The sequence below is a fragment of the Bartonella sp. AA126HLJHH genome (assembly GCF_042197425.1).
In the GTDB taxonomy this organism is placed as follows: Bacteria; Pseudomonadota; Alphaproteobacteria; order Rhizobiales; family Rhizobiaceae; genus Bartonella.
Genome location: NZ_JBHIRU010000002.1, coordinates 121772 through 146068, shown reverse-complemented (window position 1 = coordinate 146068; position 24297 = coordinate 121772). Strand labels below are relative to the sequence as shown.

Sequence of the window (24297 nt, the reverse complement as noted above, 5' to 3'; positions counted from 1 at the left end):
ATCTATTTTCACTCTTAAAAACACACCAAAATCGTTTAAAATATATTTTTATGATTGACAATATAGATATTTAAGCCAACCATATTCGTATTAACAAAAATACTTCAAGTGGGAGGAGGCATGCAAATATTAGAATAGATATTGTATCAGTTTTTCAAAATAACTTTTCTTGAGCTGTATTGGGTTTTCTTTGCTACAAAGCAATACTATCCCTATTCATCTGAATGCTCGTGATTGATAATTTGAATACATCTCCATTAACATCGTAACTCCATTAACATCGCAACCTATTTTTAAACTCCGTGTCTATAAGGAAAAAGTTTGTGCAGAAAAATACTCCATCAATCAGTTGTAGCCCCTTTCCCGCTTCACGCAAAATTTATCAACAGAGCCTTCTCTTTTCTGATGTGCGCGTACCATTGCGTGAAATTTCACTGACTGATGGCAGTGGTAAAAAACCTTTAAACGTCTACGATACTTCTGGCCCCTACACAGATAAAGATATGATCATTGATATTACAAAAGGCTTGCCGGCAATTAGCTCGCCTTGGCTCTCTAAGCGGGATGATACTGAAACTTATCCTGCACGATTAGTTAAACCTGAAGATAATGGATTGACTTCTGATAAAAACCTTACACCAGCCTTTAAGCAAAAACGTTCTATTTTACGAGCAAAAAATGGCAAAGCAATTACACAAATGGCTTACGCACGCGCAGGCATTATTACCGAAGAAATGGAATATGTGGCTATACGAGAAAATGAAGGATTAGTAGTAAAAGAACGGCAGAATGTACCATCAAATGAAACATTTGCTGGATCAATACCAGAAATTTATACTGCGGAATTTGTTCGCAATGAAATTGCTTGTGGACGCGCCATTATTCCACAAAACATTAATCATCCAGAATGCGAACCCATGATTATTGGGCGTAATTTTCGTGTTAAAATTAATGCCAATATTGGCAATTCAGCAGTAACGTCATCTATGGAAGAAGAAGTTGATAAAATGGTTTGGGCCATTCGCTGGGGAGCAGATACAGTTATGGATCTCTCAACAGGTCGAAATATTCATAATATTCGTGAATGGATTATTCGAAATTCTCCTGTGCCCATCGGGACTGTTCCTCTGTATCAAGCACTCGAAAAAGTACAGGGTATTGCCGAAAACTTAACATGGGATATTTTCCGTGATACCCTTATTGAGCAAGCAGAGCAAGGTGTTGATTATTTTACCATTCACGCAGGATTAAGATTACCATTTATTCCTATGACCATTGATCGTGTAACAGGTATTGTTTCACGAGGCGGTTCTATTATGGCAAAATGGTGTCTCCATCATCACAAAGAAAGCTTTCTCTATGAACATTTTGATGAAATTTGTGATATTGCACGCACGTATGACATCTCTCTTTCATTGGGGGATGGATTACGCCCTGGCTCTATTGCCGATGCCAATGATGAAGCCCAATTTGCAGAGCTTAAAACCTTGGGAGAATTGACAAAAATTGCTTGGAAAAAGGATGTACAGGTTATGATTGAAGGACCAGGACATGTCCCAATGCACAAAATTAAAGAAAATATGGAGCAACAATTAGATCTTTGTCATGAGGCGCCTTTTTATACTTTGGGACCTCTTACAACGGATATTGCTCCTGGTTATGACCATATTACATCAGCAATTGGTGCCGCTATGATTGGATGGTTTGGAACTGCTATGTTGTGTTATGTAACACCTAAAGAACACCTAGGACTCCCCGATAGGAATGACGTAAAAACTGGTGTGATCACTTATAAAATTGCTGCTCATGCCGCTGACCTTGCTAAAGGTTTACCTAGAGCACAATTGCGCGATAATGCTCTTTCGCGTGCACGATTTGATTTTAGATGGCATGATCAATTTAACCTTTCTCTTGATCCAGAAACAGCCTGTGCCTTTCACGATGAGACAATGCCTAAAGAAGCCCATAAATTAGTGCATTTTTGTTCCATGTGTGGACCAAAATTCTGTTCTATGCGTATTTCCCATGATATTCGTGAGGCAGCTGCAATAAGAAAAACAAAAGGGGAAGGTATGATCGCCATGGCCGAAAAATATCAGAAAAATGGTGACCTTTATATGGAAATTGTTCCTCCTCAAAAAAAGAAAGTAAATAGTTGAAGAACATTCTTATCAAAGGTGCAGGTGTAGGCGGCTTAACAGCTGCCTTTATGTTACAGCAAAAAGGTGCTTCTGTTACTGTATCAGCCCCCCCTCATTCACCTATAGGAAGTGCTAGTTGGTATGCAGGAGGAATGCTCGCACCTTACTGTGAAAGGGAAAGTGCAGAACAAATTGTTGAAGATCTTGGTGTACAAGCTATACAATGGTGGCGTAAAACGCTCCCCAACCTTGTCATACAAAAAGGCACTTTAGTGGTTGCACCTACACGAGATAGAGGAGAACTTGAACGATTTTCTGTACGTACGCATAATCACAAAACCGTAGATAATACAGAAATAGCTCATCTTGAACCAGATCTTGCTGAACGTTTTAACTGTGCACTCTTTTATGAAAATGAAGCCCATATTGATCCTCGCAAAGCACTTATGGCTTTAAAAGAAAAGCTTCTCAACAATGGAGCCTGTTTTGTTGATGTAGAGAAGACTGAAAAAAAATTTGATATTGTTATTGATGCGACAGGAATAGCACGTTTAGGAAAAGATAAAAATATACGGGGCGTACGCGGTGAAATGCTTCTCGTGCGCTGCACCGATATTAAAATTTCGCGTCCAATTCGTCTTCTTCACCCACGGTTTCCTCTTTACATTGTACCTCGACAAGATAATATTTTTATGATTGGTGCAACGATGATTGAAAGTGACTTTGATGGTGCAATCTCTGTAAGATCAATGATGGAACTGCTCAACGCGGCTTATACTTTACATCCTGCTTTTGCTGAAGCAGAAATTATTGAATCTGGCGTTGGTGTTCGTCCATGTTATCCTAATAACTTCCCTTCTGTGCATAAAGATGGTAACTTTATTTCTATTAATGGATTTTATAGACATGGTTTTCTGTTGTCTCCAGAAATGGCAAAACGAGCAATGGAATTGGCATTGGAATAAAACATGCAAATATTTGTTAATGGTGAAACAGTCCAAACAGAAGTTATGACTCTCGGTCTCTTGCTTGAAGAATTGGGATATGAAGGAAATTGGCTTGCAACTGCTGTTAACGCTGAAGTTGTTCCCATAGATGCACGAAGCCAATTTGTCTTGCATGAAGGAGATAAAATTGAAATTTTAAGCCCAATGCAAGGAGGCTAAAATTATGCTGAATCTTTATGGACGACAATTCTCTTCCCGTCTTCTATTAGGTACAGCGCAATATCCTTCACCAGCAATCCTTCGTGATGCTATTCATAAATCGAATACGGAAATTGTAACTGTTTCCTTGCGCCGTGAAACTGCAGGTGGAAAACAAGGTGGACAATTTTGGAAATTTCTTCAAGAACTTGGGGTAACAGTACTTCCTAATACTGCTGGTTGTTATACTGTTAAAGAGGCCGTAACCACAGCCCAATTAGCAAGAGATCTTTTTAAAACGGCTTGGATTAAACTCGAAATTATCGGTAATTCAGATACCTTACAGCCAAATATTTTTTCCTTAATCGAAGCTGCTCAAATTTTAAACAATGAAGGTTTCAAAATTTTTGCCTATACAACGGATGATCTCATTGTTGCTGAAAAACTTTTTGACATTGGTTGCCGTGTTATTATGCCTTGGTGTGCTCCTATTGGTTCTGCCAAAGGACCTCATAATACTGATGGATTGCGTTCTATCCGTGCTTACCTTCCTGATGCTACTCTTGTTATTGATGCCGGCATTGGACGCCCATCACATGCCGCCATTGCGATGGAACTCGGTTATGATGCAGTACTGCTTAATACCGCAGTTGCTAAAGCAGGTGATCCTGTCTTAATGGCTGAAGCATTTTCTAAAGCTGTTCAAGCAGGACGTATGGGATATAAAGCTGGCATGATCGAAGCACGCAATGTAGCAGTCCCTTCAACACCAATCATTGGAAAAGCGGTATTTTCATGAAACTGGATCCATTTTACCTCATCGTTGATAACGCTGATTGGATTGAACGTTTGCTTCCTCTTGGTATCAAGCTCGTACAATTGCGTATGAAACATGAAAATCAACAAATAATCCGTCAACATATTAAGCGTGCAAAAAACATATGCAATAAATTGGGAGCACAATTAATTATTAATGATCATTGGGAAATAGCAATTGATGAAAAGTGTAATTTTATTCATCTGGGACAAGAAGACCTAAGCAATGCTGATCTTCACGCAATTCGTAAAAGTGGTATAAAAGTTGGTCTTAGTACACATGATGAACATGAATTGGATATCGCACTCTCTGCTAATCCTGAGTATATTGCACTTGGTCCTATTTATCCGACAATCTTAAAAAAAATGAAATGGATGCCGCAAGGACTAGAAAAAATCAAACAATGGAGAAAGCGGATTGGTGCTTTACCTTTGGTGGGTATTGGTGGTTTAACACCAGAACGCGCAGTGGGTGTTTTAAAAGCAGGAGCAAATAGTGCTGCTGTTGTGACTGATATTATCCTCCATAAAAAACCAGAAGAGCGTGTACAGCAGTGGATAAAAGTAACACAAACATGGCGTTGATACCTTCTATTCTTATTGTTGCGGGCACTGATCCAACAGGAGGTGCTGGTATTGTTCGTGATATAGAAACCTCTGCACATTTTCAAATAAAAGCAAATTTAGCAATTACTTGTGTTAACGTACAAGATGATAATCGCGTTGTCGAAATCATTCCAATGCGTGGAGACCTCGTCGCTGCGCAAATGCGTGCTGCCCTAGAAGCAAATCCAATAAGCGCAATAAAAATCGGTATGACGGGGACAAAAGCAATTATAGCAGCAATCTGTAACGTACTCAAAGACTATCCCCATGTTCCAGTTATTTTGGACCCTGTACTTGTCGCTTCATCAGGAGGAAAACTAATAACGGAAACAATCATCGACACGATGATCGATAAACTGCTTCCTCATGTTGATCTTTTAACACCGAATAGAGAAGAACTCGCTCTTCTTAGCAAAAGTCCATTGGCATCTCATGATAAGCAAGCAATACAACAAGCAAAAAAACTTTTGTCATTGGGAGCTCGCTCTATTTTAGTAAAAGGGGGACATGCAGAGGGGCCTCTTGCAATTGATAGCTTCATTGACAAAACTGAAGTCATAAATATCTCTACTCCACGTTTAAAAGGAACAATGCGAGGAACAGGTTGCATTCTCTCAAGCGCTATTGCAGCGCATTTAGCATTAAATGAACCTCTCATTTCAGCTGTAAAAAAAGCAAAAGCATATATCCACACATTGCTTTTAACCCATTGTAAAAATAGTTTATAACGTCTTAGTATTTTCTCATATAAAAGTAATATTTATATATTTAAATTAATATATTTAATATTTTTTAATAAAAGTTATTAAAAAATATAATAATATGAAATTTATAATTAATTTTATAAATAAAATACTACAAAATTCACTTTAATTAAGTATTAAATATAGAATATAATGATAAAAATATTATAACACCACTTGCATTTAGTAAAAAATTCTTTTGGTATGAGTGAGTTTATTCTGTTTAAAAAGTTGAAATAACGCAATTTAAACAAATTATACATTTAAAGATGCACATAATCGCGAACATTCGCATTTTACGATTTGCCTTTTTTGTGAAAAGAGAGAATCCTATCAACGTTCTTATACATTAATGGCTAGCGAATACATTTAATAAAACTTGAAGGATAATTTTGTTTGATCTATAATCGCTAGATCATTAGAAAAAATAAAATGTTAAATCAAACGCCGTGCTCAATTTCCTATGAAGAACTCTTAAACTTTTATAAAGAAAGTGGTGCGGATGCCGTTCTGACAGATTTTCCTATTGATCGTTTTAAGCAGTCTGCTTGTTCAGAGAGAAAATTAATATCTGTCGTGAACATTTCTCATAATCAACAAGCATCTCCCAAAACATCTCCAACCGTAAAATTAGATCATCATCAGCTGCATAACTCTAGGACTATACAAAATGAATCCACAGCTATAGAGAGTGCAAAAAATGCAAAGACACTTGATGAATTAAAATCTGCTCTCCTTGCATTTAATGGCTGTTCATTAAAATTGACAGCAAAAAATACCTGTTTTTCAGATGGAACAGCAGGAAGCCCCCTGATGCTTATAGGCGAAGCACCAGGACGAGACGAGGATATACAAGGAATTCCTTTTGTGGGAAAAGCTGGGATGTTGCTTAATAAAATCCTCGCATCAATTGGCTTAACAAGAAATAATGTTTACATTGCCAACACTATTCCTTGGCGTCCGCCAGGAAATCGTACACCAACACCAAGAGAAGTTGCCTTGTGCCGCCCTTTTATTGAACGACACATTTATTTAGCGCGTCCTCGTGTTCTTATAGCACTAGGAGGCGTTGCTGCACAGTTTCTTACTGGATCTCAAAATGGGATTATCCGAACAAGAGGGAAATGGCATATCTATGAAAGCGAGGATAATATAAAAATACCTGTTATGCCAACTTTCCACCCAGCTTACCTTCTTAGAACCCCTAGTCAAAAGAAGCTTACATGGATAGACTTCTTAGAAGTAAAAAATCGCCTCGACAGCCTTTTGTAATTCTTTAATCCTATATTGCTTCTAAAATTAACACACCCTTCTTTAACTCTTAAAATACAAATGGGAAAAAACTATGAAACAGCCAATAACATCTATTTATCGTTTGGAAGACTACCAACCAACCCCTTACGTTATCCCTAAAACACAACTTTCTTTCCAATTAGCACCGACAAAAACCTATGTTATAGCCATATTGTCTATTGAGCCTCGTCACGATACAAAAGAATTAACACCTCTTGTTCTTTCTGGTGATGATCTTACTTTAATTTCCGTTTCTATTAATGATGAGATATTAGCCCCAAACACTTATAAAGTGACGCCTTCACGTTTAGAAATTACAACGCCACCAACGGTTCCTTTTACATTGAAATTGGTTACGGAACTGAATCCTGAAAGCAACCGCCAACTTATGGGGCTTTATCTTTCAAATGGTGTTTATTGCTCACAATGCGAATCGGAAGGTTTTCGTCGTATTACTTATTTTTACGACCGCCCAGATGTTCTTTCTACATATAGAGTGAAAATTGAAGCAGATACCCAAACAATCCCAATCTTGCTTTCAAATGGTAATCTGGTGGAAACAGGAACTTTAGAAAATAATCGCCATTTTGCCATTTGGGAAGATCCTTATCCCAAACCATCTTATCTCTTTGCTTTAGTAGGTGGAGATCTTGATAAGTTAGAAGACCATTTTACAACTGTATCTGGACGACGTATTGAGCTTGGTATCTATGTAGAAAAAGGAAAAACCGAACGCGCAACCTATGCAATGGATGCTCTTAAACGTTCCATGCATTGGGATGAACAATGTTTTGGGCGCGAATATGATCTTGATGTTTTCAATATTGTTGCTGTTTCCGACTTTAATATGGGAGCAATGGAAAACAAAGGCCTTAACGTTTTTAATGATAAATATGTTCTTGTCGATCCTGAAACAGCAACCGATCAGGATTATAGAAATGTTGAACGTGTCATTGCACATGAATATTTCCATAATTGGAGCGGTAATCGTGTTACCTGTCGCGATTGGTTTCAACTCTGTTTAAAAGAAGGATTCACTGTTTATCGTGATCAGGAATTTTCATCAGATCAAAATGTACGCAGCCTACAGCGAATTGAAAATGTAAAAGCATTAAAAGCGACGCAATTTGCAGAAGATGCAGGACCTCTTGCGCATCCTGTGCGTCCTCGTCAATATAGCCAAATTAATAATTTTTACACAACAACTGTTTATGAAAAAGGTGCTGAAGTTGTTCGCATGATACGGACTATTTTAGGTCCTACTCTTTTTCGTAAAGGCACTGATCTTTATTTTCAACGTCATGATGGACAAGCTTGTACAATTGAAGATTTTATTACCTGTTTTGCTAAAGTGTCTGGTCAAGACTTCTCCCAATTCATGCTATGGTATGAACAGGCAGGAACACCCAATGTAGAAATCGATAGTCATTATAGCGATGGTGTTTTAACAATTCATGCAAAGCAACATATTCCCGCAACCCCACAACAAAATACAAAAAAGCCTATGCTTATCCCTATCGTATTTGGCTTGTTAGGACCTAACGGAGAAAACCTCACCTATGAAGCGGATACAGATATTCAATCAGATGTTATGCTTTTATCCAAGGAAAGCCAAACGTTTACATTAAAAGGACTGCGTGAAAAACCCGTTTTATCACTGCTGCGAGACTTCTCAGCACCAATTATTCTACACACGCCATTTAATGAAAATGAACTTATTTTTCTTGCACAACATGATGACAATCACCTTAATCGCTGGCAATCTCTTAATCATTTAATGACGCAAGCTTTGCTTCAAAGCATTCAAGATAAAACACAAGAAAAAGCAACTCTCCCTTCTGCTTTGCTAAAGCTGATTGAAACAATCATAACAGATGAAACCTTAGAGCCTGAATTTCGTGCCTTCTGTTTAAATTTACCTAGTGAAGTTGAGCTTGCTCATACAATCGGTAAAAATATTGATCCAGATCGTATTCATTACGTGCGCAATCAGTTTCTCGCTTCACTTGCACAAACACATCAAACACTCTTAACAAAATTTTATGAACAAATGCAAACCCAAGAACCCTATTCACCAGACACTGTACAAGCCGGAAAGCGAGCATTAAAGAATATCATACTGGATTACCTTTCCATTGCTGAAGCCAATCCAAATCGAGCTGCTATACAATATGCAACAGCTGATAATATGACTGACCGTATGGCCAGTATCGCTGTTCTCGTGAAGCGTTTTAATGAAAGTGAGCAGGCACAAAATGCCTTAAATGATTTTGAAAACCGCTATCGACATGACCCTTTGGTTATGGATAAATGGTTTTCTATTCAAGCAATGGTTGCTGGCACATCAACACTCGAGAATGTTCAAAAGCTCATGCAACATCCGCTGTTTTCACAAGATAATCCTAATCGTGTACGTTCTCTAATCGGTGTTTTTGCCTCTAACAATCTCACGGGCTTTAACAGGATGGATGGGGCATCTTATCATTTTCTTTGCCAAGTCATTTTGGAAATTGACAAAAAAAATCCACAGCTTGCTTCACGATTATTAACAATGATGCGCTCTTGGCGACAATTAGAACCTATTCGACAACAAAAACTTGAAACTGAATTAAAAATGATTGCTGCTGCGCCAAAATTATCAAGCGATGTTGCTGATATCATCAACCGTCTGCTTACTTGAAACAAAAAATTATTTTAAATCAATATGCTATGATATTTTTTAAAATAAATTCTATAAACTATTCGATCATCATTAAATCTATAAACAGGCAATCTAAGCCTGTTTATAGATCACGTTTAAAGTACTTTTTTCTTTTCATATTCCAAAATCATAAAAGTAAAATTATTTTTTTTAAAAAAAGACTGGACAGAAGACTCCTGTTTTGATTCATTGCACTCGATGGGGTTACTATGAATATCGAAGCAGTTTTTAAATCACATTATTCCAGAATTAAAGGAACGCGAGATGGCTAAATTGGACGCATATAATGCGCCAAGGGAGGTGTATGCTGATTCAAAATCAAGCGCTCAAAGTCGCAAGGAGCGGACAGAGCGTACCAATCTGTTTTCTGGTTCTGCCTATAAAAAACTTCTTTTTATTGAACCTTGGCTGCGACGTTCACTCCCATTTGTAATTCTTGCATTTCTTGTTATACTAGCAGCAATCCGTTCCTTATCAATCTATGATTGGCGCAACACAATTGATAAAAACACGCATTCTACCATCGCTCTCTTAGCTTCTCATATTACCAATATAATCGACCGTGACTTACTTGCCGCCACTCGACAAGGAAAAGCTGCTGCTCTTTCTCATAATCATTTACAAAATATCCTGACCAATTTTCGTAACAAAGGTTTTATAAAAACCAGCGCTGTTATTGCTATTGTCGATCAAAAAGGCAATGTCCTAGCTTCATCAAGTTCCGAGATTGTCTTAGGAAAACCCTTACAGGATTTTACCTCTGAAAGCATTACTTTACAAGCTCTAGGAAAACATGCTGGAATCATGAAAATTACAATAGGAAAAGATATTCCTGCTCTTGCTTCCTTTCAGCAAACAGAAAATGGACAATATGGGGTATTCATCAGTGAAAAAATGCAACATATTTACATGGAATGGCGGAAAGCTCTCTCGTTAAATATAACCATGTTCATTGGAACTAGTGGCGTTATCCTCGCTCTTCTTTATGCTTATTATAACCAAATTGTACGAGCACGCAAAACAGATCTTGTTTCAGAAAAAATTCAAAACCGTATTGATATGGCAATGATGCGTGGACGCTGTGGACTATGGGATTGGAATATGGCAAGTGGACGCGTCTACTGGTCACGAGCAATGTACGAAATGCTCGGCTATGTCCCTCAAGATGCATTGCTCTCAATTTCCCAAATTAGCGCCATTATCAATCCAAATGATGCGAATTTTTTTGACCTTGCTCAGGAATTAATGAGCGGTAAAAAAAAGCATATCGATATTAACGTTCCTATGCGTCATGCTGATGGTCATTATGTATGGATGCGCATTCGTGCCGAAGTGACTGAAGAAGAAGACCCCCATTTGGTTGGTATTTCCTTCGATATTAGTGAACAGCAACAATTGGCTGAACAAACGGCGCAAGCCGACCTTCGTATCCGTGATGCGATTGAAAACATTTCAGAATCTTTCGTCTTGTGGGATGCTGAAGGACGTTTAGTCATGTCCAACAGCAAATTTTGCGAATATGCCGCTATTCCTAAACAAATTCTCCAATCAGGTATCCAACGTGCAACAGTCGAAGCCATGGCACGCCCTGCACTCAGTGAATATCCCCTTAAAGATGATGGTACTGGTAACTTAACCAGTATTCGCCAAACGGCAGATGGTTGTTGGCTCAAAATTAACGAACGACGAACCCAAGATGGAGGATTGGTTTGTATTGGTACTGACATTTCTGAGCTTAAACAACAACAGGAAAAATTTGAAGACAGTGAAAGGCGTCTTTTTTCTTTCATTCAAGAACTCAAGCGCGCACGAGGGAGTGCTCAACAACGCGCAACAGAAGTTGAAAAACTTAATAAAAGTTTGAAAGCAGAAAAAGAACGCGCCGAAAGTGCTAATAAGGCTAAATCAGAATTTTTAGCCAATATGTCTCATGAATTGCGCACGCCTCTGAATGCTATTCTTGGTTTTTCAGACATCATGTTGCAATCAACTTTTGGCCCTCTTGGCTCACAACGCTATAAGGAATATATGCATGATATTTACAATTCAGGAACCCATCTTCTAACCCTTATCAATGACATTCTTGATATGTCAAAAATCGAAGCAGGAAGATTTACGCTTGATTGTAAAAATACCGATCTTGAGCCCATCATTAGTGAAGCAGTACGAACACTAACGCCCCAAGCTCAAGAAAAAAATATTGTTGTTACAACAAACATTACCCCAGAACTTCATGCTGAAGTTGATGGTCGTGCAATGAAACAGATTTTCCTTAATCTCATCTCTAATGCCGTTAAATTTACGCCTTCTGGCGGAAATATTGATGTCTGCGCTTTCAAGAAAAAAAATAACCTTATTTTTAAAATTACAGATACAGGCGTTGGTATTCCCCAATCAGCAATTAAAAAACTTGGGCAACCTTTTGAACAAGTCGAAAATCAGCTCACTAAATCTCATACGGGCTCAGGTCTTGGATTAGCCATTTCACGCTCCTTGCTAGAACTCCACAAAGGAAAACTTGAAATTACTTCAAAAGAAATGAAAGGAACAACTGTAACGATTATAATGCCCATCACACAAAGTTAAATTTCTCCATTTTGTTCTCGTTGTAGTAAAATCTGTTTCCGTTTGTCCCCCCAACGATACCCTGAAATAAAACCATTTTTACGCACAACACGATGACAAGGAATGATAACAGCCAATTCGTTACGTGCACAGGCATTAGCAACGGCACGAAAAGCTTTCGGCATACCAATACGGCACGCTAAGATCTCATAGGAAATTGTTTCACCACATGGTATATCACATAATACTGCCCATACTTGTCGTTGAAAAACTGTACCATTTATATCTAAGGGAAAATTATATTTTTTTACCAGCTTAGGTGTTTCTATCATGGCTATAATATGGGCAACTTCTCTCTTAAATGTATTATCACCTACAACTTGTTGTGCATCACCAAAGCGTATCGTAAACTCCTGTAATAATTGCTCTATAGTATCTCCTAACGCTATATGACAAATCCCTTTTTGAGACCTAGCCACCAAAAGTTTCCCTATTGATACATCTTTCAAACAGAATACTCTTGTTTGGGAAATGTTTAGCATTTTAGCCTTCTTTATATTTTAAATAAGTCTTGAACATCATCCATAAAGTAAAAGGAGAGTATTCACTCTCTTTTAAAAACAAATAAAATTATTCTGAAATGATCTCCTTAGCCATTGTATTAAAATACACTCTCATCCTTTTATGAAACGGACACATCTATAGATTGACGTTCCCTACCCTAAAACAGAAACTTCGACCAGAGCTGATTTATCAACAATCTTGCTATTTATCTAACAGATTCCAACTGAAACCATTTGATATAGTTTATTTCATAAGCTCTCTACAGACAAATCTTGTCCTGAATTTTATCATATACTAACAAAAAATACCTTAATGTGGTAAATTTTCATACCTTATATCACAGCTCTAAACGGCAGTATTTTACAGAACAACACGATAAGCTTTCCACTTCATTTTACGAAATCCCATTGAACCATAAATAATGGCTTATGTTTTACAAGCAATAGAAAAAGCGCGTGCTCTCTTAGGCAAAAAATGTCATAAAACACAAAATATACCGGCAATGGATTGGAAAGATGTTCCGGCTTTTTATGCTCCACGTATGCTTGAATATTCTAATTTGTTAGAGCACTGTTATTATTTTTTTATCAAAGGTCATACTTTTGATAGACTGACGAGATGACTCAACTCAAAAAGGAAATTTATCTTCAATTTTATGAAAAAAAGCATGGAAAAGGTATTTTAATGCTTACTTTCTTTGTCACTTAACTTATAAAATGATTGTAGCCTCAGAACTGAAATATTTTGCCCGCAACAATCGCACATAGATATTTGTCATAGGAAAAAGTCATGCCCAAACGCACAGATATAAAATCTATTCTTATCATCGGAGCAGGACCTATTATCATTGGTCAGGCATGTGAATTTGATTATTCAGGCACTCAAGCCTGTAAAGCATTAAAAGAAGAAGGTTACCGAATTATTTTGGTAAATTCTAATCCTGCCACGATTATGACAGATCCAGATCTAGCTGATGCAACTTATATAGAGCCCATTACTCCTGAAATAGTTGCCAAAATTATTGCCCACGAGCGTCCCGATGCCCTTTTACCCACTATGGGAGGACAAACAGCCCTCAATACTGCTTTATCATTAAAGCGTATGGGTATTTTAGACCGCTATCATGTTGAAATGATAGGAGCCAATGCTGATGCTATTGATAAAGCTGAAGATCGTGCTTTATTCCGCCAAGCGATGGCAAAAATCGGTTTGGAAACGCCACGCTCTATGTTAGCCAATGCAACAGAACTGAAAGAAGAAAATCGCCAACAACACGCAAAAACGTGTGCTGAACTTAAAGCAAAGCTTTCTGGTGCTGCGCTTGACAAAGCACTCGAAGAACTTGAGCGCAACTGGCGACATACCGAAGCTGATCGCAAACAACATTATATCGCTCATGCAACAGCAAAAGCAGTTCAAGCTCTTGATGTTGTTGGGCTTCCAGCTATTATTCGTCCTTCATTCACCCTTGGTGGAACTGGTGGTGGAATCGCTTATAACCGCTCTGAATTCTATGAAATTATTGAACGTGGGCTTGAAGCTTCACCAACAACAGAAGTATTAATTGAAGAAAGTGTTTTAGGGTGGAAAGAATATGAGATGGAAGTTGTTCGTGATAAGAACGACAATTGTATCATCGTTTGTTCTATTGAAAACATTGATCCGATGGGGATTCATACCGGTGATTCGATCACTGTAGCACCTGCTCTCACCTTAACCGATAAAGAATATCAATGTATGCGCAATGCCTCGATTGCTGTTTTGCGTGAAATTGGTGTTGAAACGGGGGGATCCAATGTACAGTTTGCTGTCAATCCTGAAAATGGGCGCCTCATTGTTATTGAAATGAATCCGCGTGTTTCTCGCTCTTCAGCGCTTGCCTCAAAAGCAACGGGGTTTCCCATTGCTAAAGTAGCGGCTAAACTGGCTGTTGGTTATACTCTTGATGAATTAAAAAATGATATCACGGGTGGTGCAACACCAGCATCATTTGAACCTTCTATTGACTATATTGTGACAAAAATTCCTCGTTTTGCGTTTGAAAAATTTCCCGGTTCATCACCCGTCCTCACAACTGCGATGAAATCTGTAGGAGAAGTCATGGCAATTGGACGCACTTTTCAAGAATCGTTACAAAAAGCACTCCGTGGACTTGAAATAGGGCTTACGGGTCTTGATGAAATTGTGATTCCAGAGCATGCTGAAGGTGATGAAAAAAGTTCTATACGCTCAGCCATTGCCATACCAAGCCCTGATCGTCTACGCTATATTGCTCAAGCCATGCGCACAGGCTTACCCTTAAATGAGATTCACCAAATTAGCAAAATTGATCCGTGGTTTTTAGAACAAATAGCCTCCATCATTGAAATGGAGCAGCGTATCCGCATTCATGGATTACCCCAAGATGCAGATAATTTACGTATGTTAAAAGCTATGGGCTTTTCAGATGCGCGATTAGCCTCCCTTACAGGGAAAGAACCCGATTATATCGCAGCTTTACGTAAATCACTGAATGTTAAACACGTCTTCAAACGGATTGATACTTGTGCCGCTGAATTTTCTTCTCCTACAGCCTATATGTATTCAACATATGAAGTTCCCTTTGCAGGTGTAGAGCACTCGGAAGCACACGTTTCTGAACGCAAAAAAATTGCTATTTTAGGCGGTGGACCAAACCGCATTGGGCAAGGTATTGAATTTGATTACTGTTGCTGCCACGCTGCTTTTGCACTGCGTGATGCAGGATTTGAAGCGATTATGATTAACTGTAATCCTGAAACAGTTTCAACCGACTATGATACCTCTGATCGCCTTTACTTTGAATCTTTAACAACAGAAGACGTTATCGCTATTTTAGAAGCAGAACAGGAAAAAGGAGATTTGGTTGGAGTCATCGTCCAATTTGGCGGACAAACACCCTTGAAATTGGCAAGCGCTCTAGAAAAACACAACATCCCCATCCTAGGTACTTCACCTGACGCTATCGACTTAGCAGAAGATAGAGATCGCTTTCAAAAACTGTTATTTAAACTTAATTTAACACAACCTCAAAATGGTATTGCCCACTCCATTGAACAAGCACGCCTCATTGCCCACGAACTAGGCTTCCCCTTGGTTGTACGTCCCTCTTATGTTTTAGGAGGACGTGCTATGCAAATTATCCGTGATGAACGTAGCTTACAAAATTATTTACTTGAGAGTGTCCCCGAATTAATTTCAGAAGATATCAAAGTCCGTTATCCTAACGACACAACAGGACAAATCAATATATTGCTTGGTAAAAATCCGCTTCTCTTTGATACCTATTTAACAGAAGCAATTGAAGTAGACGTCGATTGTCTATGTGATGGCAAAGAAACACTAATCGTTGGTATTATGGAACACATTGAAGAAGCTGGTATCCACTCTGGTGATTCAGCATGTTCTTTACCAGTCCATACGCTCTCAAATAAAATAGTTACTGAATTAGAGCGCCAAACCAAAGCATTAGCACAAGCACTTCATGTTCGCGGCTTAATGAATGTACAATATGCTATAAAAGATGACACCATTTATGTCTTAGAAGTCAATCCCCGTGCTTCACGTACTGTCCCATTTGTTGCAAAAACGATTGGTCGCCCTATTGCTAAAATGGCTGCACGTATTATGGCAGGAGAAACGCTTCATGATGCTCTTCAAGCTTATGGTGGATTACCTTCTTTGCAAAAAAAACAACATATTGCCGTCAAGGAAGCAGTATTTCCTTTTGCTCGTTTTTCAGGTGTTGATACACTTCTTGGTCCAGAAATGCGCTCAACCGGTGAAGTTATGGGACTTGACTATGAATTTTCGCTTGCTTTTGCTAAAGCCCAACTTGGAGCTGGTGTAAAACTCCCTAAAGAGGGAACTTTGTTCGTTTCTGTAAGGGATGAAGATAAAAAACGCATCTTAAATCCTGTAAAACGTTTAACTGAGCTTGGCTTTTCTGTTGTCGCCACAAGTGGAACACAAAAATTTCTCACCGAACACCACGTTGAAGCAAAAAAAATCAACAAAGTTCTAGAGGGACATCCCCATATTGAAGACGCTATTCGTAATCGCCAAATTCAATTAATTTTTAATACAACTAGCACTGCCAGTGCCATCTCAGACTCAAAATCATTACGTTATGCAGCACTCATGCAAAATGTTCCCTATTATACAACAATAGCTGGAGCCGAAGCCGTCGTAGAAGCGATCAAAGCACTCAAAAAAAGGCACCTTGAGGTACGTTCACTACAAAGTTATTTTAGTTGAATTTTTTTCCACTTAGCAAAATGTACACTGTTTTCTTATTTTTTCTTTATATAAAAATTGATTAAGACTTGCTTTTTGTTCTAAAAACTTTTATAGAGGTTTCATCGAATTTTCGGTTACGTGACTTTCTTTCCTGTGCAATCTGCACTTTCGGCGAAACTTCTCCCACCTAATTTCGATCTACAACCGTATTGAAGAAATGAAAGCTTCAATGCTCAATATAATTATATATTCTAAGGAGTTTCCTATGTCTACAGGAACAGTTAAGTGGTTTAATACAACAAAAGGTTTCGGATTCATTCAGCCTAGCGATGGTAGTGCAGATGTATTTGTACACATTTCTGCCGTCGAGCGTTCAGGTCTAAACAGTCTTAATGAAGGGCAAAAAATCTCTTATGATGTTCTTCAAGATCGTCGTTCAGGAAAATTTGCCGCTGGTAACCTTGCAGCACTTTAAAGTTTAAATTCTGCAATATTTTATTTAGAAATCTTCGTCTGTAAAGACGAAGATTTTTTATTTTGTATAAAGCATTATTTTACCTTGTTAAAATAAAAGACTGCTTATCTCCTTTGCACAATTTATCAAACCTCTCTTATACTTCCTCAAAAACTTTCATAAAATCTACGAAGAGATTATCTTGTAAAAGATCTCAAAAAAGAAGAATATAAAGCCCGTGTAAGAGTATTTTGGAAGTTTTTTATTGCATACAATATAATCTCTTATAGAATATCCTTAAAGCAATAACCATTTGTTGATATAATATAAGGATTTAAAATTATGGCTTTTATTGCCGACAAACTGTCTCGTATCAAACCTTCTGCAACAATTGCTGCTTCTCAAAAGGCCCGTCATTTAAAAGCATTAGGGCGAAATGTTATTGCTTTAAGTGCTGGAGAGCCAGACTTTGATACCCCAGACAACATCAAAAACGCGGCTATTGAAGCTATTCGAAGGGGAGAAACAAAATACCCTCCCATATCTGGAATTCCAGAATTGCGCCAAGCAATTTCTGCAAAGTTTAAAAGAGAAAATAACCTTCTTTACCAACCAGAACAAATTATTGTTGGTACCGGTGGAAAACAAATTCTCTTTAATGCATTCATGGCAACTTTGAATAAAGGAGATGAGGTCATCATTCCATCCCCTTATTGGGTTAGTTATCCAGAAATGGTCGCACTCAACGATGGTACGCCTGTCTTTTTAGAAACAAAAGCCGAATTTTCTTATAAACTCCAACCACAAAAGCTAGAAGCTGCCATTACCCCCAAAACCAAATGGTTCATCTTTAACTCTCCTTCAAATCCATCAGGTGCCGCTTATACACATAATGAATTGAAAAAACTTACAGATGTTTTAGTAAAATATCCTCATGTTTATATCCTTTCCGATGATATATATGAACATCTCACGTATGAGGGTTTTACCTTTGTGACTCCAGCTCAAGTAGAACCAGCGCTTTATGAGCGTACACTCACAATGAATGGTGTTTCTAAAGCCTATGCGATGACGGGATGGAGAATCGGTTATGCAGGCGGACCACAAGAATTAATTAAAGCCATGGATACCATTCAAGGACAGCAAACATCTGGAACAAGTGTCATTTCACAATGGGCTGCGGTTGAAGCACTCAACGGGCCACAAGACTTTATTGCTAAAAATAAAAGTATTTTTCAAGCACGCCGTGATCTCGTTGTCTCCATGCTAAATCAAGCTCCTGGCATTCACTGTCCAACGCCTGAGGGTGCTTTTTATGTTTATCCTTCTTGCACCGGACTTATTGGAAAGAAAACACCCAATGGTCAACGTATTACGAATGATGAAGACTTTGCCATAGCGCTTCTAGAAACAGAAGCTGTTGCTGTCGTCCAAGGATCTGCTTTTGGACTTGGATCAACTTTTCGTATTTCTTATGCAACATCAGAAGAATTACTTGAAAAAGCTTGTATACGTATACAGCGTTTTTGCAACAGTTTAATTTAAAATTTTTAATATCATCTCTTGTGATTGTTTTTTGCCGAATGTTAGTATATCCGAGAAAATATCTGAAACTGTGTCATGGTCTAAATCTATCGATTCAGCAAAAATATCTATGAATAAACACAAAAATAGATGCTGTAGATAAAGATCAAAAAAATTTAGCTATCAAATAAATGAATCGGTCTATTATCATAAGAGATGACAAGCCTATTCTACTTTCTCCATTCAATTTATAACTCTAAAAAAGACCGAGCACTTTTAAACACAATTGCCCTTATAATCAAAGGCCCTTACAATAAAATCTCTTCTATTTCTCAGCTTCTTCTTCGTCCTAAAACGAAGAAGAAGCCACCTCCCATCGTTGTGTAAGCAATCCAGTTTTCTTTAAGTTCTATTTAATAACTACTTGATTTACTTCATAGGCTTTATGAACAAGACCTGCCTTAAATATTCACCTCACATTCTAATAAAAAGCACTTCATGTATAAGGTTTTAAATATTTTATATCACACCCCTAAAAGACAGACTTTTACAGTACAATAGAATATCCCCTCTCAAACTCCTCATTGAATTTTAGTATTCTTAAAAAAATTGTTGGATATCCACCAGTTTCGAAATTTTTTCTTTATCATCTTCCCATATATTGCAATTTCTAGGGACTCTTTCAAAAATTAAAAAAAAAGCCGGACATATGTCCGGCAAATTTGGAAAATCCTCAGAGATAAAATCAATCTGATAGATCTTCGTAAGGGAACACTCAAGAAAACGAAACTGGGAGGCAACATAATCAAGAGATAGTATTCTATGTCATTTTATAAGGAAAAGCACAACAAAGACTTAAGCGTATCTGCTATGCAATAAACACATAGCTTTAAATTTGTCTCCATCATGTACCACTCTCTTTAATTAAATAGTAAAAATGTTAACTACACCATCACACGATTGTCCATTTTTCAATATATAATAGCTCTCACGTTTGCTAGCATTTGTAAAAAAACATTCATCCCTCTTTTCAAAAATATTTACCCGTACGGACTCCCTCCACTTTTAATGTGCAACAAATAATTTTAATTGATTCAATATAGGCAAATTTGAAACGAAAGAATATTACGGGAGTCTCAAGTTGCAAAACAGCTAATTATTCCTTATAAATTAAGATATTAATATTAAAAAGACCACTGGCGAGCTTTTAAAAAAATATAATCTCGAAAAGCATTTAACCTTGCCAAATTCTTTAAATTATAAGGATAACAAAAAAAAGTATCAAAAGAGGGAATATCAACCATATCAGGAAAAAGACGCACTAAATGCTCATCATTATTGACGATATAATCAGGAAGCACAGCAATCCCAAGATCACGCATAAGCGCATTCTTTATTGAGATGATATTGTTGATTTGTAAAACTGAAACGCGCAATGATCCATCACTTCTACCAGCCTTTTCCAACCAATTTAAACCAGACAAATAAGGTGGAACAGGTTCACCGAACGAAATAATACGATGCTCATCGAGATCAGACAATTTTTCCGGCTTTCCATAATTTGCAATATACTTTTCCGAAGCATAAACATGCATATGAATTGTAAAGAGTTTTCTTTGTATAAGATCAGGTTGTTTGGGTTGATGTAAGCGAACAGCACAATCCGCATGACACATTGTCAAATCAAGCTCTTCATCGGAAAGCAAAAGCTGAACCTGCATATCAGGATAAAGACTAAGAAATTCTGGCATACGCTCTGCAATCCACCCTGCCCCCATTCCAAAGGTCGAGGTCACACGCAAGTGCCCCGTTGGTTTTGCATAGCTTTCACTTAATTGCAAACGCACACTTTCAAGCTTCATCAAAACATCATGAGCTGTACGATAAAGAGTTTCTCCCTGTTCTGTAAGAATCAAACCACGCGCATGACGTTGAAATAAGGATACCCCAACCTCTTGTTCTAAAGCCGAAACCTGTCGTGAAACGGCTGATTGAGATAAATGAAGTTTTTGAGCAGCATGCGTAAAAGATCCCGCTTCTGCTGCAGCGTGAAAAACCCTTAACTTATCCCAATCCAACGGTGGCGCCACAATTAATTCTACCTCTATATTCTCTATGTTCTCAATGAGTGACTAACGCCTGGGTATATCCAAAAACCGTTCTGCTTCCAACGCTGCCATACATCCTCTTCCCGCAGCTGTTACAGCTTGGCGGAATGTTTCATCTGTCACATCCCCAGCAGCAAAAACACCAGCAATGCTTGTTGCTGTTGAGTCGGGTGCTGTCCATAAATAGCCGCCTCGTTTTTGTTTCAGCTGTCCTTCAAACAGAGAAACAGCAGGATCATGCCCAATGGCAATAAATATGCCCTCTGCATTCACTTTCATCTCGTGACCTGTCTTAACATTTTTCAGACGTGCCCCTGTTACAACAGCGCCCTTTGAATCTTGAGCTGGCAGCCCCACAATTTCTTCAACCACATGATCCCAAAGAACACGCACATTATTACAAGCCAGCAACCTATCTTGTAAAATTTTTTCTGCCCGAAACTGCCCCCGCCTGTGAACCACGCTTACACTTTTAGCCAAATGCGATAAATAAAGTGCTTCTTCAACAGCCGTATTTCCTCCTCCCACGACAATAACGTCCTTATCACGATAAAAAAAGCCATCACATGTAGCACAAGCGGAAACACCTCCGCCCATAAAGGTCTGTTCACTTTCTAAACCAAGCCAGCGCGCTTGAGCTCCTGTTGCAATAATCAGTGCATCACAAGAATATTGTGTTCCTGAATCCCCATATAAGACAAAAGGATACTTCAACAAATCAGCCTTTATAATTGTATCATAGACAATTTTTGTCCCCATATTCTCAGCTTGTTTTGCCATTTGTTCCATCAACCATGGTCCTTGAATGGGATCTGCAAAACCTGGATAATTCTCAACATCAGTTGTAATTGTTAATTGTCCACCCTGCTGCAAGCCCGTCACCAAAACCGGCTTAAGCATTGCTCTTGCTGCATAGATCGCCGCTGTATAACCAGCCGGACCTGAGCCAATAATCAGCAGACGAATATGCGATTGTACCATTAAATCCCCTTCACTTTATTATAAATTAATTATTCTATAAATGATAACGGAATGCAGCCTTTTAAAAAAATATTTTTCAAGAGCCCTAATTATGTTATGTATACTTCTTTTCAAGTTTTATGAAAAGGTCTGATTACTAATTCATCAAGGCACGCTAATGTTAAGAATTAATCCTTATCCTATAAAGAGAACAATGTAACTTCTTATGAGCACAAAACCATAATAAAAAGAGATACAAAGATAGGGAACGATCATTTTTCAATTTATTATCAATGTCTGTGCACGTTTTGCCTTAATCATGGGAGGAGCAATGCTTTTGCCAATTTTTGTGGATTTGCACGACAACAATCGTAATTGGATAAGCTTTCTCTATTCTTGTGCCATAACCACCATGTTAGCAACGCTGATTCTTTTAGCAACTAAGGGAGCTACTTGTCGCTTTTCAGCACGGCTTGGCTTTATGCTCACTGTTTGTCTTTGGCTTACAGGAAGCATCGTAGGTGCCTTACCTCTTTATCTTTCTCCTCTTCCCATTTCTCTAGCAGGAGCCATTTTTGAATCTGTTTCTGGAATTACAACAACAGGCTCCACAGTCCTTTCTGATCTTGATAATTTATCGCGAAGTATTTTATTATGGCGTTCTCTTATATGCTGGATTGGGGGCATTGGTTTTATCGGTTTAGCCCTCTTAATTTTGCCTTCACTGCGTGTGGGTGGCGTGCGACTTTTTCATATGGAATCATCTGATAAATCTGAAAAAATATTGCCTCGCATCAACCAAATTGCTAACGGAATTATCATCGCTTATGTTGGGTTAACATTGGCTTGTATGCTTTCTTATTTTGCTGCAGGCATGAATTTATTTGATGCCATTAACCATGCAATGAGTACAGTAGCAACAGCTGGTTTTTCAACGCATGATGCTTCTTTTGGCTATTTTTCTGATACACCAGCCATCTTAATTATTTCAACAATCTTCATGTTGCTTTCTGCTTTACCTTTCGTACTTTATGTTAAATTAGTCCTTCCTGGACACTCCAAACGCTTCCTTGACCCACAAGTGATTGTTTTTCTCCATATCGTTCTCCTTTTCAGCTTTGCTTTAGCGGCATGGCTACGGTTTTATGATCATCGCGCGTTCCACTTAATTTTTCTTGATGTCATTTTTCACCTTTCATCCATTATTAGCACCACAGGTTATAGCGCTGAAGATTATCAACTTTGGGGACCGTTTGCGCTTGGAATTTTCTTCATTGTTTCTTTTACAGGCGGATGTGCTGGTTCTACTTCTGGTGGCATGAAAATCAATCGCCTCATTATTCTTTGGCGTATTACACAAACAAATATAGAAAAACTTCTTTCTCCTAATGTCGTTGTAAAAGCGCGCTACGATCACTCAAATATATCAAATGATGTTGCTCAAGCCGTTTTGTTTTTTGTCTGTCTTTATATGTTTTGCCTTGTTATCGGCACTGCACTTTTGCTTACAACCGGTCTTGACTTTACCTCTGCCTTTACCGGGGTCTTAACCGCACTTTCAAATGTTGGTCCAGGCTTTGGAGATATTATTGGCCCCACTGGTAATTTCTCTACAATCAACGACCATGCTTTATGGATTTTAAGTTTTCTAATGTTAGCTGGACGCCTTGAAATCATAACAATATTCGTCCTTTTTATTCCCGCTTTCTGGCGTGAACAATTCTAATGTATAGAGTATTTTATTCTACCATGATAAAAAATTGACAAGATAAAAAGGCGAGAACAGTATGCGTCATAATATTCACCCCTTACTCAATCCACTGAAGATTTTCTAAAATTTCCATACAAATCATCATATCAATGATATAAAAATAATTCAACAAAAACAATCAAATACCAATATTCTCAAAGCCATAACATATAAAACTTCACTTTATTGATCTTCTTTATCAAATAAAGTGGACGCATAGAACATTCTTTTTTACGAATAATCTCTCATGCAAAAAATATGAATATTTGCTGATAAAAGTGTTTTTTCTCTTTAATAGAGTTACCTCCTTATAGAAAAAAAATGCTATTATATTACGAACTCACAAGCTTATAAAAAACATCTCACAATACTCATCACCCCCATTTCACGACAGCCCTCATGAAAGATATAAAATGGGCACCATCATTTTTACTTAAATAACAATAAGGTGCAAGTCGGTACAAAAAAATAAGATATAAATTAGTACCACCATATTATTTTCTTTCTATTAATGTCGTAACAGCCTGCATTTCAGACAATTTATAAGAAATCTCTTTACACCCTGTCTTCAATAGTTTTTATCCACCACATGCCTTCTTCCAATTGTGATGTACAAGAAGATAGCTCTCATTGTTAATATCAACAGATTTTACATGAGAAAATCTTACGG

16 protein-coding genes and 1 pseudogene are annotated in these 24297 nt (G+C 37.8%); 14 read left to right on the top strand and 3 right to left on the bottom strand.

From position 1 onward, the window contains the following. Nucleotides 1-323: 323 nt before the first annotated feature. The 9 genes from thiC (at nt 324) to ACFIQC_RS01805 (ending at nt 12031) form a co-directional block, all read left to right on the top strand. Nucleotides 324-2159, top strand: a complete 1836-nt coding sequence (thiC, locus tag ACFIQC_RS01845; RefSeq protein WP_375706664.1) for a phosphomethylpyrimidine synthase ThiC — start codon at nt 324-326, stop codon at nt 2157-2159. Then, a complete protein-coding gene (locus ACFIQC_RS01840; protein ID WP_375706663.1) occupies nt 2156-3106 on the top strand; it encodes an FAD-dependent oxidoreductase in 951 nt (316 codons plus the stop codon). Before thiC ends, ACFIQC_RS01840 begins: the two co-directional genes overlap by 4 nt. Nucleotides 3107-3109: 3 nt before the next feature. Further along, nucleotides 3110-3307 (top strand): sulfur carrier protein ThiS, encoded by a 198-nt coding sequence (thiS, locus tag ACFIQC_RS01835; protein WP_273791115.1) that lies wholly within the window; start codon nt 3110-3112, stop codon nt 3305-3307. Between the two features lie 4 nt (nt 3308-3311). Next, nucleotides 3312-4085 carry a thiazole synthase gene (locus ACFIQC_RS01830; protein ID WP_375629378.1) on the top strand — a complete coding sequence of 258 codons (774 nt, stop codon included), beginning with the start codon at nt 3312-3314 and terminating at the stop codon, nt 4083-4085. Further along, complete coding sequence (locus ACFIQC_RS01825; protein WP_375611199.1) at nt 4082-4687, top strand: thiamine phosphate synthase; 606 nt, start codon at nt 4082-4084, stop codon at nt 4685-4687. The genes ACFIQC_RS01830 and ACFIQC_RS01825 overlap by 4 nt, the downstream gene beginning before the upstream one ends. Next, nucleotides 4678-5436, top strand: a complete 759-nt coding sequence (locus tag ACFIQC_RS01820; protein ID WP_375611294.1) for a hydroxymethylpyrimidine/phosphomethylpyrimidine kinase — start codon at nt 4678-4680, stop codon at nt 5434-5436. The genes ACFIQC_RS01825 and ACFIQC_RS01820 overlap by 10 nt, the downstream gene beginning before the upstream one ends. A 447-nt stretch (nt 5437-5883) precedes the next feature. Beyond that, nucleotides 5884-6723, top strand: coding sequence for a uracil-DNA glycosylase family protein (locus tag ACFIQC_RS01815; protein WP_375674708.1), 840 nt, complete (start codon nt 5884-5886; stop codon nt 6721-6723). 73 nt (nt 6724-6796) lie between these two features. Then, nucleotides 6797-9424, top strand: coding sequence for an aminopeptidase N (gene pepN, locus ACFIQC_RS01810; RefSeq protein ID WP_375706662.1), 2628 nt, complete (start codon nt 6797-6799; stop codon nt 9422-9424). 285 nt (nt 9425-9709) lie between these two features. After that, complete coding sequence (locus tag ACFIQC_RS01805) at nt 9710-12031, top strand: ATP-binding protein (RefSeq protein ID WP_375706661.1); 2322 nt, start codon at nt 9710-9712, stop codon at nt 12029-12031. On the opposite strand, the gene ACFIQC_RS01800 is transcribed toward ACFIQC_RS01805, so the two are convergent. Continuing rightward, on the bottom strand, nt 12028-12552 hold the full coding sequence (locus ACFIQC_RS01800; protein WP_375620707.1) for a methylated-DNA--[protein]-cysteine S-methyltransferase: 525 nt from the start codon (nt 12550-12552) through the stop codon (nt 12028-12030). The genes ACFIQC_RS01805 and ACFIQC_RS01800 overlap by 4 nt on opposite strands. 455 nt (nt 12553-13007) lie before the next feature. Between ACFIQC_RS01800 and ACFIQC_RS01795 the strand changes: the two are divergent. The 4 genes and pseudogenes from ACFIQC_RS01795 to ACFIQC_RS01780 form a co-directional block, all read left to right on the top strand. Beyond that, nucleotides 13008-13106 (top strand): annotated as a pseudogene (locus ACFIQC_RS01795) (integrase); the annotation flags it as partial. 257 nt (nt 13107-13363) lie between these two features. Beyond that, on the top strand, nt 13364-16849 hold the full coding sequence (gene carB, locus ACFIQC_RS01790) for a carbamoyl-phosphate synthase large subunit (protein ID WP_375706660.1): 3486 nt from the start codon (nt 13364-13366) through the stop codon (nt 16847-16849). Nucleotides 16850-17096: 247 nt separating this feature from the next. Then, nucleotides 17097-17306 (top strand): cold-shock protein, encoded by a 210-nt coding sequence (locus ACFIQC_RS01785; protein WP_012754908.1) that lies wholly within the window; start codon nt 17097-17099, stop codon nt 17304-17306. A gap of 321 nt (nt 17307-17627) precedes the next feature. Next, on the top strand, nt 17628-18830 hold the full coding sequence (locus ACFIQC_RS01780) for a pyridoxal phosphate-dependent aminotransferase (RefSeq protein ID WP_375706659.1): 1203 nt from the start codon (nt 17628-17630) through the stop codon (nt 18828-18830). Between the two features lie 1163 nt (nt 18831-19993). On the opposite strand, the gene ACFIQC_RS01775 is transcribed toward ACFIQC_RS01780, so the two are convergent. Next, nucleotides 19994-20899, bottom strand: a complete 906-nt coding sequence (locus tag ACFIQC_RS01775) for a LysR family transcriptional regulator (protein WP_273791217.1) — start codon at nt 20897-20899, stop codon at nt 19994-19996. Nucleotides 20900-20941: 42 nt separating this feature from the next. Next, a complete protein-coding gene (gene trxB, locus ACFIQC_RS01770) occupies nt 20942-21898 on the bottom strand; it encodes a thioredoxin-disulfide reductase (protein ID WP_375631666.1) in 957 nt (318 codons plus the stop codon). Nucleotides 21899-22208: 310 nt separating this feature from the next. Here trxB and ACFIQC_RS01765 point away from each other — a divergent pair, with 310 nt between their 5' ends. After that, nucleotides 22209-23603: a TrkH family potassium uptake protein gene (locus tag ACFIQC_RS01765; RefSeq protein ID WP_375631664.1), complete on the top strand. Its 1395-nt coding sequence runs from the start codon at nt 22209-22211 to the stop codon at nt 23601-23603. Nucleotides 23604-24297: the final 694 nt, after the last annotated feature.

What these genes read in the sequence shown, in the direction of transcription:
- thiS (WP_273791115.1), top strand. Translation starts at nt 3,110, where the DNA reads ATGCAAATATTTGTTAATGGTGAAACAGTCCAAACAGAAGTTATGACT.
- ACFIQC_RS01830 (WP_375629378.1), top strand. Translation starts at nt 3,312, where the DNA reads ATGCTGAATCTTTATGGACGACAATTCTCTTCCCGTCTTCTATTAGGT.
- ACFIQC_RS01825 (WP_375611199.1), top strand. Translation starts at nt 4,082, where the DNA reads ATGAAACTGGATCCATTTTACCTCATCGTTGATAACGCTGATTGGATT.
- ACFIQC_RS01820 (WP_375611294.1), top strand. Translation starts at nt 4,678, where the DNA reads ATGGCGTTGATACCTTCTATTCTTATTGTTGCGGGCACTGATCCAACA.
- ACFIQC_RS01815 (WP_375674708.1), top strand. Translation starts at nt 5,884, where the DNA reads ATGTTAAATCAAACGCCGTGCTCAATTTCCTATGAAGAACTCTTAAAC.
- pepN (WP_375706662.1), top strand. Translation starts at nt 6,797, where the DNA reads ATGAAACAGCCAATAACATCTATTTATCGTTTGGAAGACTACCAACCA.
- ACFIQC_RS01805 (WP_375706661.1), top strand. Translation starts at nt 9,710, where the DNA reads ATGGCTAAATTGGACGCATATAATGCGCCAAGGGAGGTGTATGCTGAT.
- ACFIQC_RS01800 (WP_375620707.1), bottom strand. Translation starts at nt 12,552, where the DNA reads ATGCTAAACATTTCCCAAACAAGAGTATTCTGTTTGAAAGATGTATCA.
- carB (WP_375706660.1), top strand. Translation starts at nt 13,364, where the DNA reads ATGCCCAAACGCACAGATATAAAATCTATTCTTATCATCGGAGCAGGA.
- ACFIQC_RS01785 (WP_012754908.1), top strand. Translation starts at nt 17,097, where the DNA reads ATGTCTACAGGAACAGTTAAGTGGTTTAATACAACAAAAGGTTTCGGA.
- ACFIQC_RS01780 (WP_375706659.1), top strand. Translation starts at nt 17,628, where the DNA reads ATGGCTTTTATTGCCGACAAACTGTCTCGTATCAAACCTTCTGCAACA.
- trxB (WP_375631666.1), bottom strand. Translation starts at nt 21,898, where the DNA reads ATGGTACAATCGCATATTCGTCTGCTGATTATTGGCTCAGGTCCGGCT.
- ACFIQC_RS01765 (WP_375631664.1), top strand. Translation starts at nt 22,209, where the DNA reads ATGCTTTTGCCAATTTTTGTGGATTTGCACGACAACAATCGTAATTGG.